The sequence below is a fragment of the Stenotrophomonas sp. HMWF003 genome, assembly GCF_003061285.1.
GTDB classification, from domain to species: domain Bacteria; phylum Pseudomonadota; class Gammaproteobacteria; order Xanthomonadales; family Xanthomonadaceae; genus Stenotrophomonas; species Stenotrophomonas maltophilia_AP.
This window is the reverse complement of record NZ_QAIW01000362.1, coordinates 1,005-14,536: the sequence shown is the minus strand read 5'-3', so window position 1 is coordinate 14,536 and position 13,532 is coordinate 1,005. Positions and strand designations below refer to the sequence as shown.

Annotated in this window: 18 protein-coding genes and 1 other RNA gene; 5 read left to right on the top strand and 14 right to left on the bottom strand. The window is 68.4% G+C overall.

Going from position 1 to position 13,532, the window contains the following annotated elements:
• Positions 1-60: 60 nt before the first annotated feature.
• Positions 61-1,290, top strand: a complete 1,230-nt coding sequence (locus DBR34_RS14795) for an acetylornithine transaminase (protein WP_128097355.1) — start codon at positions 61-63, stop codon at positions 1,288-1,290.
• Positions 1,291-1,338: 48 nt separating this feature from the next.
• Here DBR34_RS14795 and DBR34_RS14790 read toward each other — a convergent pair whose 3' ends face one another.
• Positions 1,339-1,950, bottom strand: coding sequence for an HAD-IA family hydrolase (locus tag DBR34_RS14790; protein WP_128097354.1), 612 nt, complete (start codon positions 1,948-1,950; stop codon positions 1,339-1,341).
• A gap of 113 nt (positions 1,951-2,063) precedes the next feature.
• Between DBR34_RS14790 and azu the strand changes: the two genes are divergently transcribed.
• A complete protein-coding gene (gene azu, locus DBR34_RS14785) occupies positions 2,064-2,522 on the top strand; it encodes an azurin (protein WP_128097353.1) in 459 nt (152 codons plus the stop codon).
• A 103-nt stretch (positions 2,523-2,625) separates the two neighbouring features.
• Here azu and hemL read toward each other — a convergent pair whose 3' ends face one another.
• Entirely contained in the window at positions 2,626-3,915 is a 1,290-nt protein-coding gene (hemL, locus tag DBR34_RS14780) for a glutamate-1-semialdehyde 2,1-aminomutase (protein ID WP_128097352.1), read from the bottom strand.
• Between the two features lie 15 nt (positions 3,916-3,930).
• Complete coding sequence (thiE, locus tag DBR34_RS14775; protein WP_128097351.1) at positions 3,931-4,566, bottom strand: thiamine phosphate synthase; 636 nt, start codon at positions 4,564-4,566, stop codon at positions 3,931-3,933.
• 72 nt (positions 4,567-4,638) lie between these two features.
• On the opposite strand from thiE, the gene DBR34_RS14770 reads away from it, so the two are divergent.
• Entirely contained in the window at positions 4,639-4,830 is a 192-nt protein-coding gene (locus DBR34_RS14770; RefSeq protein ID WP_037553342.1) for a rubredoxin, read from the top strand.
• A gap of 75 nt (positions 4,831-4,905) precedes the next feature.
• Here the strand turns inward: DBR34_RS14770 and DBR34_RS14765 are convergent, their stop codons facing one another.
• The 8 genes from DBR34_RS14765 to DBR34_RS14730 all read right to left on the bottom strand — a co-directional run bounded on the left by DBR34_RS14765 (position 4,906) and on the right by DBR34_RS14730 (position 9,122).
• Positions 4,906-5,751, bottom strand: a complete 846-nt coding sequence (locus DBR34_RS14765) for a tetratricopeptide repeat protein (RefSeq protein WP_128097350.1) — start codon at positions 5,749-5,751, stop codon at positions 4,906-4,908.
• Between the two features lie 169 nt (positions 5,752-5,920).
• Positions 5,921-6,370, bottom strand: a complete 450-nt coding sequence (locus tag DBR34_RS14760) for a DUF192 domain-containing protein (RefSeq protein ID WP_128097349.1) — start codon at positions 6,368-6,370, stop codon at positions 5,921-5,923.
• Positions 6,371-6,422: 52 nt separating this feature from the next.
• Positions 6,423-7,070 (bottom strand): ribose-5-phosphate isomerase RpiA, encoded by a 648-nt coding sequence (rpiA, locus tag DBR34_RS14755; protein WP_128097348.1) that lies wholly within the window; start codon positions 7,068-7,070, stop codon positions 6,423-6,425.
• 30 nt (positions 7,071-7,100) lie between these two features.
• The gene (locus DBR34_RS14750; RefSeq protein WP_128097347.1) at positions 7,101-7,577 is read right to left on the bottom strand and encodes an EVE domain-containing protein; all 477 of its coding nucleotides are present in this window, start codon (positions 7,575-7,577) and stop codon (positions 7,101-7,103) included.
• Between the two features lie 9 nt (positions 7,578-7,586).
• The gene (locus tag DBR34_RS14745; protein WP_128097346.1) at positions 7,587-8,189 is read right to left on the bottom strand and encodes a 5-formyltetrahydrofolate cyclo-ligase; all 603 of its coding nucleotides are present in this window, start codon (positions 8,187-8,189) and stop codon (positions 7,587-7,589) included.
• An 80-nt stretch (positions 8,190-8,269) separates the two neighbouring features.
• Positions 8,270-8,454, bottom strand: a non-coding RNA gene (gene ssrS / locus DBR34_RS14740) — 6S RNA.
• A gap of 153 nt (positions 8,455-8,607) precedes the next feature.
• Entirely contained in the window at positions 8,608-8,904 is a 297-nt protein-coding gene (locus DBR34_RS14735; RefSeq protein ID WP_038686480.1) for a cell division protein ZapA, read from the bottom strand.
• Positions 8,901-9,122: a TIGR02449 family protein gene (locus tag DBR34_RS14730; RefSeq protein WP_038686482.1), complete on the bottom strand. Its 222-nt coding sequence runs from the start codon at positions 9,120-9,122 to the stop codon at positions 8,901-8,903. Before DBR34_RS14730 ends, DBR34_RS14735 begins: the two co-directional genes overlap by 4 nt.
• A 199-nt stretch (positions 9,123-9,321) precedes the next feature.
• Between DBR34_RS14730 and DBR34_RS14725 the strand changes: the two genes are divergently transcribed.
• Together DBR34_RS14725 and DBR34_RS14720 are read left to right on the top strand one after the other, a co-directional pair.
• A complete protein-coding gene (locus DBR34_RS14725; protein ID WP_128097345.1) occupies positions 9,322-9,870 on the top strand; it encodes a UPF0149 family protein in 549 nt (182 codons plus the stop codon).
• 7 nt (positions 9,871-9,877) lie between these two features.
• On the top strand, positions 9,878-11,203 hold the full coding sequence (locus DBR34_RS14720) for an aminopeptidase P N-terminal domain-containing protein (protein WP_128097359.1): 1,326 nt from the start codon (positions 9,878-9,880) through the stop codon (positions 11,201-11,203).
• 188 nt (positions 11,204-11,391) lie between these two features.
• On the opposite strand, the gene pepQ is transcribed toward DBR34_RS14720, so the two are convergent.
• From pepQ to DBR34_RS23270, 3 genes are all read right to left on the bottom strand, one after another.
• Positions 11,392-12,720 carry a Xaa-Pro dipeptidase gene (gene pepQ, locus DBR34_RS14715; RefSeq protein WP_128097344.1) on the bottom strand — a complete coding sequence of 443 codons (1,329 nt, stop codon included), beginning with the start codon at positions 12,718-12,720 and terminating at the stop codon, positions 11,392-11,394.
• An 82-nt stretch (positions 12,721-12,802) separates the two neighbouring features.
• Positions 12,803-13,156, bottom strand: a complete 354-nt coding sequence (locus tag DBR34_RS14710; RefSeq protein ID WP_128097343.1) for a PilZ domain-containing protein — start codon at positions 13,154-13,156, stop codon at positions 12,803-12,805.
• A partial coding sequence (locus DBR34_RS23270) for a DUF1631 domain-containing protein (RefSeq protein ID WP_258223962.1) occupies positions 13,153-13,532 on the bottom strand: 380 nt, incomplete at its 5' end. The genes DBR34_RS23270 and DBR34_RS14710, both read right to left, overlap by 4 nt.

The following is a 13,532-nucleotide window of genomic DNA, read 5'->3' as shown; positions in this document are numbered from 1 at the left end:
GCATTGTGCCCCACCGGCCCAAAGCGCGAGAATGGGACTTTCCCGCACCCCCTGACCGCCATGACCGCCGCTGCCACCGATCCGCTGTTGTCCCTGTCGCATTACTACCTGCCGGTGTACAAACCGCGCCAGGTGGTGCTTGAGCGCGGCCAGGGCGCGCGCGTGTGGGACACCCAGGGGCGCGAATTCATCGACCTGGCCGCCGGCATCGCCGTGTGCGGGCTGGGCCACAACGACCCGGACCTGACCGCCGCGCTGATCGAGCAGGCCGGCAAGCTGTGGCACACCAGCAACGTGTTCTACAGCGAACCGCCGCTGCGCCTGGCCGAGGAGCTGGTCACCAGTTCGCGCTTCGCCGAGCGCGTGTTCCTGTGCAATTCCGGCGCCGAAGCCAATGAAGTGGCGATCAAGCTGGTGCGCAAGTGGGCCTCCTCGAAGGGCCGCCCGGCCCACCAGCGGGTGATCGTGACCTTCCGCGGCAGCTTCCACGGCCGCACCCTGGCCGCGGTTACCGCCACCGCCCAGCCGAAGTACCAGGAAGGCTACGAGCCGCTGCCCGGTGGCTTCCGCTACGTCGATTTCAATGACGAGGTGCAGCTGGAAACCGCGATGGCCGCCGGCGACGTGGCCGCGGTGATGCTGGAGCCGATCCAGGGCGAGGGCGGGGTGATGCCGGCCAAGCCGGGCTTCCTGCAGCGCATCCGCGAGCTGTGCGACCAGCACGACGCCCTGCTGGTGCTGGATGAGATCCAGGTGGGCATGGGCCGTACCGGCACCCTGTTCGCGCATTGGCAGGAAGGCATCAAGCCGGACATCGTGACCCTGGCCAAGGCCCTGGGCGGCGGTTTCCCGATCGGCGCGATGCTGGCCGGGCCGAAGGTGGCCGAGGTGATGCAGTTCGGCGCGCACGGCACCACCTTCGGCGGCAATCCGCTGGCGGCGGCCGTGGCGCGCGTGGCGCTGCGCAAGCTGTCCTCGCCGGAGATCGGGCACAACGTGGGCCGCCAGTCGCAGGCGCTGCGCGATGGCCTGGACCGGATCAACGAGGAGTTCAAGGTGTTCAGCCAGGTGCGCGGCCGCGGCCTGATGCTGGGCGCGGTGCTGGACAAGGACTTCGCCGGCCAGGCCGGTGCCATCCTGGACCACGCCGCCGAGCACGGCCTGCTGACCCTGCAGGCCGGCCCGGACGTGCTGCGCTTCGTGCCGTCGTTGAACATCACCGACGAGGAAGTGGCCGAAGGCCTCAAGCGCCTGCGCGCGGCGGTGCAATCCTTCATCGCCTCCCGGTAGAGCCGACCGTTGGTCGGCTGCTGAGGTAGAGCCGACCGCCGGTCGGCTCTACGCCAGGCCGTACCGTTTCAACACCTTGCCGATGCTGCGGCTGTCGGTCGCCGTTTCCGCGTGCAATCCCGCCTGTCGCGCACCGCGCACGTTGGTGAACAGGTCATCGATGAACAGCGTGCGCCCGGCGCGTGCGCCCAGCAGCGCCATCGCCTGCACGAATACGGCCGGGTCCGGTTTGCGTCCCCCCAGCGCGCCGCTGCACAGGATGCGCCCGCGCAGCGCCGTTGCAAGGGTCGGCAGGATGCGCGCAATGGTGTCCGCCATCAGCGCGCCGTTGTTGGTGAGGATCGCGATCGGCAGGCGGCGCGCGACCTGTTCGATGCGTTCGACCACCCCGGCCTGTGGCATGGACGCGACGATGCGGGCGTCCTGCCACTGCGCGATGCTCACCGTGCTACCCAACGCCGCCCCCAACTGCTGCAGGTACCGCGTGCTGTCCAGGCCGGCGTCATGCTGCTGCTCCAGACCGCTGTCGAACAGGGCGGCGTGGACCTGTGCGACGCTGCAGCCGGTGCTGGCGGCCAGGTGAGCCACGCGCAGGTGCCGTGCATGGCGCACCAGCACACCATCGAAATCCAGCAGCAGGCATTCCACGGCAACGGTCATCGCGCACGCTTGTCCAGGTCCAATGCTGACCGTACCCCAGTCGGGGCGCGTGCTGCGACATCGCGTCGCAGGCCGGGCGCGAGCACGGACTCTAGAATCGCGTGGACTGTTCGATGGAGATCGCCGTGAAACTGCTTGTTCCCGTGTTGCTCGCCGGCCTGATGCTGGCCCCGGCTGCCCATGCCCGCGTGTGTGCGGTCAGCATCGACAGCACCGACCAGATGAGCTTCAGCCAGAAGGAGATCAAGGTGGGTGCGGACTGCAGCCAGGTGAAGCTGACCCTGCGCCACACGGGCAAGCTGGCCGCCACTGCGATGGGCCACAACTGGGTGCTCACGCGGACCCCGGACTACCAGCCGGTGGCGATGGCCGGCATGCGCACGTCGCTGGCCGACAGCTACCTGCCCAAGGGCGATGCCCGCGTGCTGGCACATACCGCGGTGATCGGCGGTGGGCAGACCACCAGCGTGACCTTCTCGACCGCGAAGCTGGCCAAGGGCGGCGACTACACGTTCTTCTGCTCGTTCCCGGGGCATTTTGCGATGATGAAAGGCCGTTTTCTGTTCGGCTGAGCGCCGAACCGAGGACAACCGGGAGCGACCGACCGTTGGTCGGTAGACGGGGTGATCGGCACGCACGCGGTGACGACCAACGGTCGTCACCTGCCGTGTTCGATCAGCCTTTGACCACCTTGAACGCTTCGCGCGCCGCGTCGATGGTCGCGTCGATCACGCTGTCGTCGTGCGCGCTGGACATGAAGCCGGCTTCGTACGCCGACGGGGCCAGGAACACGCCGCGCTCCAGCATCGCGTGGAAGAAGGTGTTGAACGCGGTGATGTCGCAGGCGGTGGCCTGGGCGTAGGTATCCACCTTCTGATCGGTGAAGAACAGCCCGAACATGCCGCCCACCTGGGTGGTGGTCACGGCCACGCCGGCCTCGGCCGCGGCCGCTTCCAGCCCGGCACACAGGCGCGCGCTGGCCGCGCCCAGGCGGTCATGGAAGCCCGGTTCCTGCACCAGTTCCAGCATCGCAAGGCCGGCGGCCATCGCCACCGGGTTGCCGCTGAGCGTGCCGGCCTGGTAGATCGGGCCGGACGGGGCGATCTGCGCCATCAGGTCGGCCCGGCCGCCGTAGGCACCCACCGGCATGCCGCCGCCGATGATCTTGCCGAAGGTGGTCAGGTCCGGGGTGATGCCGTAAAGGGCCTGCGCACCGCCGAGGGCGACGCGGAACCCGGTCATCACCTCATCGAAGATCAACAGCGCGCCGTACTGGGTGCACAGGGCGCGCAGGTGCTGCAGGTAGCCGTCGCGCGGCGGGATGCAGTTGGCGTTGCCCACCACCGGCTCGATGATCAGCCCGGCGATGTGCTCGCCCTGTTCGGCGAACAGCGCGGTGGCCGCGTCGAAATCGTTGTAGGGCAGGGTCAGGGTGAGTTCGCTCAGGCCGGCCGGCACGCCCGGCGAGGTGGGCACGCCCAGGGTCAGCATGCCGCTGCCGGCCTTGACCAGGAACGAGTCGCCGTGGCCGTGGTAGCAGCCTTCGAACTTGACGATGCGGCTGCGCCCGGTGGCTCCGCGTGCCAGCCGGATCGCCGACAGCGTGGCTTCGGTGCCGGAGTTGACCATGCGCACCATCTGGCACGATGGGATCAGCCGGCTGAGGGTTTCGGCCATTACCACTTCGGCCTCGCACGGCGCGCCGAACGACAGGCCGTTGTTGATCGCGTGCTTCACCGCCTGGCGCACGGCCGGGTGGTTGTGGCCGACGATCATCGGGCCCCACGATCCCACGTAGTCGATGTAGCGGTTGCCATCCACGTCGTACAGGTACGGGCCATCGGCGCGCTGCACGAAGAACGGCTCGCCGCCGACCGACTTGAACGCGCGCACCGGCGAGTTGACGCCGCCCGGCAGCAGCGTCTGGGCGCGGGTGAACAGGGCGTGGGACTGGTCGTGGTTCATGGGGTGTCCTGGGTCTTACGGAAACTGGGCGAGGAAGGCGCGCTGGGTGGCAACCGGGTCGGGGGCGGCGAAAATGCCGCTGACCACGGCCACCAGGTCGGCGCCGGCCGCGATGATGGGACCCACATTGTCCGGGCTGAGCCCGCCGATCGCCACCCGCGGCACGCCCAGTGCGGCGCTTTGCCGCAGCAGGTCCGGCGTGGCACGGCTGGTGGTGACCTTGGTGGTGGTGGGGAAGAACGCGCCGAAGGCCACGTAACTGGCGCCTTCTGCCACGGCACGCTCGGCATTGGCCAGCTGGTCGTAGCAGGACGCGCCGATGAGGGCGTCGGGCCCCAGCAGGGCACGCGCCGCGCCGATGTCGCCGTCGGTGCCGCCCAGGTGCACGCCAGCGGCGCCCACGGCATGGGCCAGCGCCGGGTCGTCATTGATGATCAATGGCACGCCATGCTGCGCGCACAGCGCCTGCAGTGCGGTTGCCTGCTGCAGGTGCAGGGCGGCATCGGCGGTCTTGTTGCGGTACTGCAGCCAGGTGGCGCCGGCGGCCAGCAGCGGCGCGGTACGCGCCAGCAGGCGCGCGGTGTCGGCCTCGTCGGGGGTGATCAGGTAGACGCCACGGGGGCGCACGGAGGAGGCTGAAGCAGAATTCATCGGTGGCTACCGGTAGCACGACGGGAGTGGGACAATGGCGGTCGCCCGTTTTTGTCCAGCCGTGATTATCCAATGACCGATGCCACCGCCACCACTTTCCGCACCTGGATGTGCGTTGTCTGCGGGTTCCTGTACAGGGAAGAAGACGGCCTGCCGGAAGAAGGCATCGCGCCGGGCACGCGCTGGGAAGACATCCCCGACACCTGGACCTGCCCGGACTGCGGCGTGACCAAGGACGATTTCGAGATGGTCGAGGTCGATTGACCGGAGGTCCGGTCTCAAGCGACGGTCGATTGCACGCAGGGGCAGGCATCGACCGTTGGTCGATACGCCACGTCGTCAATGCAACCGCGGCGCCCGTCCGCCCAGTTCCACCAGCTTCTCGCGCACCCACTGCGCATCGGTGGCCTGCCGGTTGCGTTGCAGGTACAGCGCCAGGTCATGGCGCGCCCCGGCCTGGTAATCCAGGTTGAGGTACGCCAGGCCGCGGTCGCGCAGCGCATCGTCCTGTTCGGGGGCCAGCTTGAGCAGGCGGTCGGCACTGCGCGCGGCGCGGTCCCATTCGCCGCGCTCAACGTACACGCCGTGCAGGTTGCGCAGCATGCGCATCAAAATCGCGCGCGCCGGGGCGGCATCCAGGATCTGCGCCAGGACGTGGTCGTCCGGGGTTTCACCGCCCAGGTGCGAACGTGCGCGTTCGCGCAGTTCTTCCACGTCCAACGGGCGGCCGCCGTTGTAGGGGTCCATCACCAGCACCCCGTCGTCCACCGGCAGGCGCACCAGGAAGTGCCCCGGGAAGGACACCCCGTCCAGCGGAATGCCCAGCCGGCGCGCGACTTCCATCTGCACCAGTGCCAGTGAGATCGGATTGCCCAGGCGGCGTTCGAACACCTGGTTGAGGTAGCTGTTGCGCGGGTCGTAGTACTCGCCGTGGTCGCCGCCGTAGCCCAGTTCGTCGAACAGGTGGCGGTTCACGGCGGCGATCTTCAGCGGCCAGTGCTCGATGGTGTCCACCTCGGTACGCAGGTGGTCGGCATGGGCCTGCACCACCGCGTCGTACACGGTGGGGTCCAGGTCGGGGTACTCGTCGCGGGCGATCAGCAGTGCCGTGGGCAACAGCGGCAGGGCCTCGTCATCCAGCTCGGCCAGTGAATCCCACGTCGGCAATGTGATCTGCCCCTGCATGGCTACAGACTGGCGACAAACGCAGCCGGTTTCAAGGGCTTCAGCGCCGGATCACGCCCACCGGTAGAGCCGACCGTTGGTCGGCTGCGCGGGAACGTTGAGGAGGGCCAGGGGCGGCCGACCCACGGTCGGCTCTACCCCGGGCGGGGGCGCGTTGCGCCGCGCGGTGTCAGCGGTCGGCGATGCCCGGGCCGAAGGTGATCTCGGTGCCGTCCTTCAAGCCCAGCTTTTCGGCCTGGCCGGCATTGAGTTCCAGCACGTAACGGGCCGGGCCGCTGCTGGGGTAGGGCGGGCAACGGTCGCCAGCCGAGCACGGCGGCACGTCGCGCTGCTGGCTGACCAGCCGGCGCTGTTCGTCGAAGTACAGGATATCCAGCGCGATCTTGGTGTTCTTCATCCAGTACGCCTGCAGTTCCTCGCGCTCGTGCAGGAACAACATGCCGTGGTTGGCGTCCATCTGGTCGCGGAACATCAGCCCGCGCGCGCGGCTGGCATCATCGCGGGCCAGTTCCACCTGGTAACGGGCACCGCTCAGTTCCACCCAGTGGCGGGCGCCGCTGCTGGCGCAGCCGGTGAGGGTCATCAGGAGCAGCAGCGGCAACAGGCGGATCAGCGACATCGGGGTCTACCTCGGCAGGAAGAAGGCCGGCCATCGTGGGCCGGCCGCGGAATCAGAATACCTGCGGCGGCTCGCCGCCGACGATCACCACGTCGGCCGGACGCCGCGCGAACAGGCCCACGCTGACCACGCCGGGCAGCTGGTTGAGCTCGCGCTCCAGCTTGACCGGGTCGGTGATCTGCAGGTGGTGGATGTCCAGGATCACGTTGCCGTTGTCGGTGACCACGCCTTCGCGCCAGGCCGGCTGGCCGCCGGTCATGTCCAGGATGCGGCGCGCGATCAGGCTGCGCGCCATCGGGATCACTTCCACCGGCAGCGGGAAGCGGCCCAGCACCGGCACCTGCTTGCTCGGGTCGATGATGCACACGAAGCGCTCGCTGGCCTCGGCGATGATCTTTTCGCGGGTCAGCGCGGCGCCGCCGCCCTTGATCAGGCACTTGTTGCCGTCGCACTCGTCGGCACCGTCCACGTACAGCGACAGGTTGCCGGTGTGGTTGAGCTCCATCACCTCGATGCCGTGCGACTTCAGCTGGGCGGTGCTCTGCTCGGAGCTGGACACGGTGCCCTTGATGCGGTGCTTGATGCGGGCCAGGCCGTCGATGAAGTAGGCAACGGTGGACCCGGTGCCGACCCCGACGATCATGCCGTCTTCGACGTATTCCAGGGCTTTTTCAGCAGCCAGGCGCTTGGCTTCGGACATGGCGGGCAACTCTATGAGGGAAAGGGGGAATCAGTGTTTTTCAAGCGACAGCAGCAGCTTCCACTGCGCAGCCGTGACCGGCAGGATCGACAGGCGGTTGCCGCGCGCGGTGAGCGGGAACCCTTCGCCCAGCGCATCGGCGTGCAGCTTGATCTCGTCCAGCGAAATGGTCGCGCGCAGTTTGCGCTCGAAGGCCACGTCCACCAGCATCCAGCGCGGTTCTTCGCGGGTGGCCTTGGGGTCGTGGTAGTCGGACGTGGGGTCGAACTGGGTATCGTCCGGGTAGGCCTCGCTGGCCACCGTGGCAATGCCGACGATGCCGGGCACCTTGGTATTGGAGTGGTAGAACAGCACCCCGTCGCCGACCTTCATGCCGTCGCGCATGAAGTTGCGCGCCTGGTAGTTGCGCACGCCGTTCCAGGGCTCGCGGCCCACGCGCTGCAGATCGTCGATGGAAAAGGCGTCCGGTTCGGACTTCATCAGCCAGTAGCGCTTGCGTGCGGTCATGCGTGATTTCTATCGCGGTAGGTCGCGGCCGTCGGCCGGTACGGGAACAAGGGTGGAGAGGTCGGTGCAGATCGCATCCACCGCGACATCCCAGGGCTGTACCGGCAGGTCATCGACCTGCTGCACCGAGAAGCCGACCCCCACCAGCCACGGCGGTGCGGGGCGCTGGTGGCGGAAAGCGAAGCTGCGATCATACCAGCCGCCTCCCATGCCCAGGCGCCGGCCCTGCGCATCGAACCCGACCAGCGGTGCCACCACCAGCGCCATCTGCTCCGGCGCCAGCGTGGCCTCCGGTGCGATGTCGGGTTCGGGAATGCCGTAGCGGTTGGCCGTCAGTGGCTGGCCGGGTCGCCAGGGGGCGAAGCGCAGCGTGTCGCCGGCCAGGATGGGCAGGCAGTACTGCAACGCGTCGGGCAACTGCATCTGCCAGCGGTGCAGGGCGATTTCGCCATCCATCGCCCAGTACCCGGCAACGAAGCCGTGCAACGGTGCGAAAGGAAGCTGGAGCAGGCGATCGGCCAGAAGGTCGGCGGCGGCCAGGCGCTGCGCGGCGGGGATGTCTCGGCGGCGTTGGCGCAACTGCTGGCGCAGTGCGGAGCGCGGGTCGGTCATGCCTGGGTCCGGGGCGTGGTGCGGGCGCGGATAAAACAAGAGCGACGTCCCGGTAGGGGCGTCGCTCTTGCAGGAATACTGCATTCTCCGCGGTGACGATGCGTGCGAAACGACCTTGAACCCGGGGTTCAAGTGGGTACGCTGGGGTTCCTTCGGGCTTCCCGCTACAAGGCGGACTTGCACTCCCGGCGCCGTCGCGCACCCGTGGTCGTAATTAAGGGACAAGGCGAATGTTTGCACACGCCGTCGTTCACAGCAGAGAACGCGTCGCCATTATAGCCAAGCGCGCGCCGAGGGGTAGGCCGTTCGTCGGTCGGATTGCAGCTGAATTCAGATCGATGAAGGCCATGCGATGGCCTTGTGCAATGAAACCTGCCGTGGAACATCGGTGCAGCCGACCGTTGGCCGGCTGCCTGACTCACGCCCCGTCGATCGCCCGGTCCAGCCGCCGGTTCAGATCGGCCAGGGTCTGCTGCAGCGCCACGCCCTGGCGCGCGTGTTCATCGCGCAGCTGCTGCAGCTCGTGGGCGAGGTTCAAGGCGGCCAGCACGGCCACCCGGTCCACGGCGGCCATGCGGTTGCTGCCGCGGATCTCGCGCATCTTCGCATCCAGCAGCCGGGCGGCGGCGGTGAGGATTTCTTTCTCTTCCGGGCCCACGCCCACCGTGTATTCACGGTCCAGGATGCGGACACTGACCGGTTCGGTCTGGCTCATGTGTGCTGCTCCAGGGACTTGAGGCGGGTGATCATCGCTTCGACCCGGGAGCGGGCCTGTTCGTTCTTGGCCAGCAGCTGCGAGCGCTCGGCCACCAGCTGTTCCTGCTGGTGGCGCAGGCTGCGGTTCTCCTCGGCCAGGCGCTGGTTGCGTTCCAGCAACGCCTCCACCCGGGCGGCGAAGGCCTGCAATTGGGTGATGGCGTCGGAGGGTTCCATGTTCGGCACGATAGGCAAGGGCAGTGGAGCCGGTCAAGCGAATAATGCCGGGGGCTGCGACGGGACGCGGCCGGCCCCCGCAGGGGCTGCCCGGGAGCGCGATGGCAACCCGGTGGCCACGGGTGGATTGCTACACTGTGAAGCTGCCACAGCACCGCCCCGGGCGGGGCCTGGCGCCTTTTCCCGATCGAGCCCCAAGATGACCGAACTTCCAAGTGTCGATGACGTAAACCAGGCCAGCCAGGCGTTGGGCCTGGGCGCCAATGCCGCTGAACTGCATGGCGGCCTGTGCGGCTGGCTGTCTGCCGGCGGTGCGCCGGTGCGCGAATGGCCGGCCCGGGTGCTGGCCGATGACAACCTGCCGTTGCCCGCCGAGGACGATCCGCTGTCGCAGCTGCTGCAGGCCAGCGTGGCGCAGCTGGAAGACCGCGACTTCGCATTCGAGCTGCTGCTCAGCGACGCCAGCGACACCGCCGCGCAGGCCGATGCGCTGTTCACCTGGGCGCGCGCTTTCCTGGGCGGCTTCGGGCTGGGCTCCGGTGGCCGTCGCCCGACGCTGTCCGAAGAGGGCGAAGAAGCACTGAACGACCTGGCCAAGCTGGCCCAGGCCTCCAGCGAAGACTTCGAAAGCGGCAACGATGATGACGAAGACGCGCTGGCCGAGATCGAAGAGTTCATCCGCGTGGCGGTGCTGCTGCTGCACGGCGACTGCGTGATGGCCGCGCGCCACCGGCAGCGCCTGAACTGAGATGGATATCCGGCAGCTGACCGGCATCTCCGCCGCCGAATACTCCCGTCGCCGCCACCAGTTGATGGAAATGGCCGGCGACGATGCGATCCTGGTGCTGCCGGCCGCCGCCGAGCGGGTGCGCAGCCTGGACACCCACTATCCGTTCCGCCAGGACTCGGACTTCTGGTACCTCAGCGGCTTCCCGGAGCCGGACGCGGTGCTGGTGTTGATTCCGGGCCGTCGCCACGGTGAGGTGATCCTGTTCTGCCGTGAGCGCGACGCCGACCGCGAAGCGTGGGACGGCGCGCGTGCCGGGCAGGAAGGCGCGGTGTCGCAGTACGGGATGGACGATGCGTATCCCATCGACGACCTCGACGACATCCTGCCCGGTCTGCTGGAAGGGCGCTCGCGGGTGTACTACCACTTCGGCCGCGATGCGGAGTTCGACCTCAAGCTGATCGGCTGGGTCAACCGGGTGCGCTCGCAGGTGCGGCATGGCGCGCAGCCGCCGCATGAATTCCTGGAGCTTGGCCACCTGCTGCACGAGCAGCGGCTGTTCAAGTCCAGCGCCGAGATCGCGCTGATGCAGCGCGCCGCCGATATCAGCGTGCAGGCCCATCGGGTGGCCATGCGGGTGGCGCGCCCGGGTATCCACGAGTACCAACTGCAGGCCGACCTGGAGCGCGAGTTCCGGGCCAATGATGCGTGCGCGGCGTACGCCAGCATCGTCGGTGCCGGCGCCAACGGCTGCATCCTGCACTACCGCGACAACAACGCGCGGTCGCGCGATGGCGAACTGGTGCTGATCGATGCCGGCGCCGAGTACCGCGGTTACGCCAGCGACATCACCCGCACCTTCCCGGTGAACGGGCGCTTCAGTGCCGAGCAGCGCGCGCTGCACGACCTGGTCGGCGCGGCGCAGGCGGCGGCGCTGGCGCAGGCCAGGCCGGGCAATGCGTATGAAGCCGGGCACCTGGCGGCCGTGGAGACCCTCACCGAAGGCCTGCTGCGCCTGGGGCTGCTCAAGGGCAGCGTGGAAGAAAACATCGCCGAAGGCCATTACCAGCGGTTCTACCGGCACAAGACCGGGCACTGGCTGGGGCTGGACGTGCACGACGTGGGCGATTACCGGCTGGCCGGCGACTCGCGCATGCTGGAACCGGGCATGGTGTTCACCATCGAACCGGGCCTGTATGTCTCGGCCGATGACCGCAGCGTGGAAGCGCGGTGGCGCGGCATCGGGATCCGCACCGAGGATGACGTGCTGATCACCGAAGACGGGCACCAGGTGCTGACCGCGGCGTTGGCGCGCAGCGCCGATGAGATCGAAGAGGAAATGGCGGCCCCGTAGAGCCGGGCTCTGCCCGGCTGTGCGTGGTCCGGCATCGTGCGCAGCCACCCATGGGGTGGCTCTACCGTCGGGCTCGTAGCGCCGAGCTCTGCCCGGCTGCACGTGGTCCGGCATCGTGCGCAGCCACCCATGGGGTGGCTCTACCCGGGGATGGTCGTGCAGCCACCCATGGGGTGGCTCTACCGTCGTCAATCGGCCGCGGCGAACGCCGGGCGGGTCAGGTTGTCGGCATCGCCTTCGGTGCACAGCACTTCGTCTTCGATGCGGATGCCGCCGTAGGGGCGGAAGAAGTCGACGCGGTTCCAGTCGATGCTGTCGCCGTTGCCAGCCTGCTTCACTTCGTCAAGCAGCATGTCGATGAAGTACACACCCGGTTCGATGGTCACCACCATGCCCGGCTCCAGCACGCGGGTCAGGCGCAGGTACGGGTGGCCCTGCGGGCGTTCGATGCGGCCGCCGCGGTCGCTGGCGGCGAACCCGGCCACGTCGTGGACCTGCAGGCCGATCAGATGGCCCAGCCCGTGCGGGAAGAATGCCGCGCTGACGCCGGTGGCCAGGGCCGCCTCGGGCGACACCTTGAGCACGCCGAAGTCCTTCAGGATGCCCATCAACGACAAGTGCGCGTCCACGTGCAGCTGCTTGTAGTCCACCCCGGCACGCACGCCGGCGGCCATCTGCTGCTGGGCCGCGTCGACGGCGTCGATCATGGCCTGGAACTCGTCATGGCCGGCGGCGGCATAGGTGCGGGTGATGTCGCTGGCGTACCCGTACGCGCTGGCACCGGCATCGATCAGGAAGCTGCGCAGCGGGTTCGGTGCGCTGCGGCCCAGGTCGGTGTAGTGCAGCACCGCGGCATGTTCATTGAGGCCGATGATGTTGCCGTAGGGCAGTTCATTGGCGTCCTGGCCCACCGCGCTGCAGTAGGCCATGTGGATCTCGAACTCGCTGGCGCCGGCACGGAACGCGGCTTCGGCGGCGCGGTGGCCGCGCACGCCCAGGCGCTGGGCCTGGCGCATCAGGGCGATTTCATACGGGGTCTTGTAGCCGCGCTGCCAGTCCAGGTAGTGCAGCACCGGCGCGGGATTGTTCGGCACGAACGCGCCCAGGGTGCTCTGCGGCTCGCCCAGGATCGCGCAGCGCGCCGGGTCCTTGGGCAGCAGCGCCAGGGCCTGCTCGGCGCTGCGGATGATCTCGATGTCGAAGTGCTCTACCCACCAGCCGTTGGGGGCGTCGGGCACCACGTGCCAGTAGTCGAACGGCTGGAAGAAGATCAGCGTCGGACGCTGGCCGGGGGTGTACACCAGCCAGCTGTTGGGCAGCTTGGTCAGCGGCAGCCACGCCTTGAAATTCGGGTTGACCGCGTAGGGGTAGTCGCGGTCGTCGAAGACCTGGAAATGCTGGGTGCCGCTGGGAATCACCAGGTGGTCGAAGCCGCCACGCGCCAGCGCTTCATCGGCACGCTGGCGCAGCACGCTGACGTGATGGGAATACAGGGCGCCGAGGTCAGGCTGGTTCATCGCGGAGGCTCGTTGGGCAGTGCGGAGTGCAGCCCATGATTCTGCCGCAATCAGGCCCGTTGCGCTGTGCCGGAACCGGCACTCAGACCGCCGAACTTTCCTGCGCGATCCACGCCCGCAGCAATTCGCGGTGCTCGCGGCTGAGGGTGATGAAACGGAAGCCCACCCAGGCCTGGCCGGGGGCATGGGTCTGCTCGCTCCACAGCTGGTGCGCGCCCACGTCCAGTGCCAGCGACTGCCCGTTCGGGCCGGGAATGGCGAACTGCAGCTGGTACAGCGCGTCGTCGTGCATCGGCACCGAGGCGAGCATGAGCATGCCGGTCTCGGAAATGTTGCCGAGCCGTCCGACCACCGTCTCGGCCAGCATGTCGGTCACAGGCACCAGCTCGGCCACCTGGCGGCGGGGCGCGCGGCGGGTATCGGTATCGGCGGTCATGGTGCGGTCTCCGCGGCGGGGCCGGGGCCGGCCAGCGAACGCAGCGTGCGTAACGTGGCCTGCCAGGCGCGGTCGATCAGGCGGCTCTTGTCTTCGCTGACGATGCGCACCTGGCCATGCGCCATCAGGCGGGCCAGCGCATCCAGCGAATGCTCGCCCACCTTCTGGCCACGCGGATTGACGAACAGCGCATTGTCGGTCAACAGGCTGTACCACGACAGCCGCTGGCGGCGCAGGTCGCCCTGCTGGTTGGTGGTGAATTCAAACCAGGTGCCGAACGGCAGCGTGCGCAGCTGGCGGTAGCAGTCTTCCTCGGCCACGTTGCGTGCCAGCGGCGCGACCTTGCGCGGCTCGTGGCCCTCGCCCTGTTCGCCCA

Excerpts from the sequence above, each read along its gene's own strand:
- DBR34_RS14795 (WP_128097355.1), top strand. The coding sequence starts at position 61 with ATGACCGCCGCTGCCACCGATCCGCTGTTGTCCCTGTCGCATTACTAC.
- DBR34_RS14790 (WP_128097354.1), bottom strand. The coding sequence starts at position 1,950 with ATGACCGTTGCCGTGGAATGCCTGCTGCTGGATTTCGATGGTGTGCTG.
- azu (WP_128097353.1), top strand. The coding sequence starts at position 2,064 with ATGGAGATCGCCGTGAAACTGCTTGTTCCCGTGTTGCTCGCCGGCCTG.
- hemL (WP_128097352.1), bottom strand. The coding sequence starts at position 3,915 with ATGAACCACGACCAGTCCCACGCCCTGTTCACCCGCGCCCAGACGCTG.
- thiE (WP_128097351.1), bottom strand. The coding sequence starts at position 4,566 with ATGAATTCTGCTTCAGCCTCCTCCGTGCGCCCCCGTGGCGTCTACCTG.
- DBR34_RS14770 (WP_037553342.1), top strand. The coding sequence starts at position 4,639 with ATGACCGATGCCACCGCCACCACTTTCCGCACCTGGATGTGCGTTGTC.
- DBR34_RS14765 (WP_128097350.1), bottom strand. The coding sequence starts at position 5,751 with ATGCAGGGGCAGATCACATTGCCGACGTGGGATTCACTGGCCGAGCTG.
- DBR34_RS14760 (WP_128097349.1), bottom strand. The coding sequence starts at position 6,370 with ATGTCGCTGATCCGCCTGTTGCCGCTGCTGCTCCTGATGACCCTCACC.
- rpiA (WP_128097348.1), bottom strand. The coding sequence starts at position 7,070 with ATGTCCGAAGCCAAGCGCCTGGCTGCTGAAAAAGCCCTGGAATACGTC.
- DBR34_RS14750 (WP_128097347.1), bottom strand. The coding sequence starts at position 7,577 with ATGACCGCACGCAAGCGCTACTGGCTGATGAAGTCCGAACCGGACGCC.
- DBR34_RS14745 (WP_128097346.1), bottom strand. The coding sequence starts at position 8,189 with ATGACCGACCCGCGCTCCGCACTGCGCCAGCAGTTGCGCCAACGCCGC.
- DBR34_RS14735 (WP_038686480.1), bottom strand. The coding sequence starts at position 8,904 with ATGAGCCAGACCGAACCGGTCAGTGTCCGCATCCTGGACCGTGAATAC.
- DBR34_RS14730 (WP_038686482.1), bottom strand. The coding sequence starts at position 9,122 with ATGGAACCCTCCGACGCCATCACCCAATTGCAGGCCTTCGCCGCCCGG.
- DBR34_RS14725 (WP_128097345.1), top strand. The coding sequence starts at position 9,322 with ATGACCGAACTTCCAAGTGTCGATGACGTAAACCAGGCCAGCCAGGCG.
- pepQ (WP_128097344.1), bottom strand. The coding sequence starts at position 12,720 with ATGAACCAGCCTGACCTCGGCGCCCTGTATTCCCATCACGTCAGCGTG.
- DBR34_RS14710 (WP_128097343.1), bottom strand. The coding sequence starts at position 13,156 with ATGACCGCCGATACCGATACCCGCCGCGCGCCCCGCCGCCAGGTGGCC.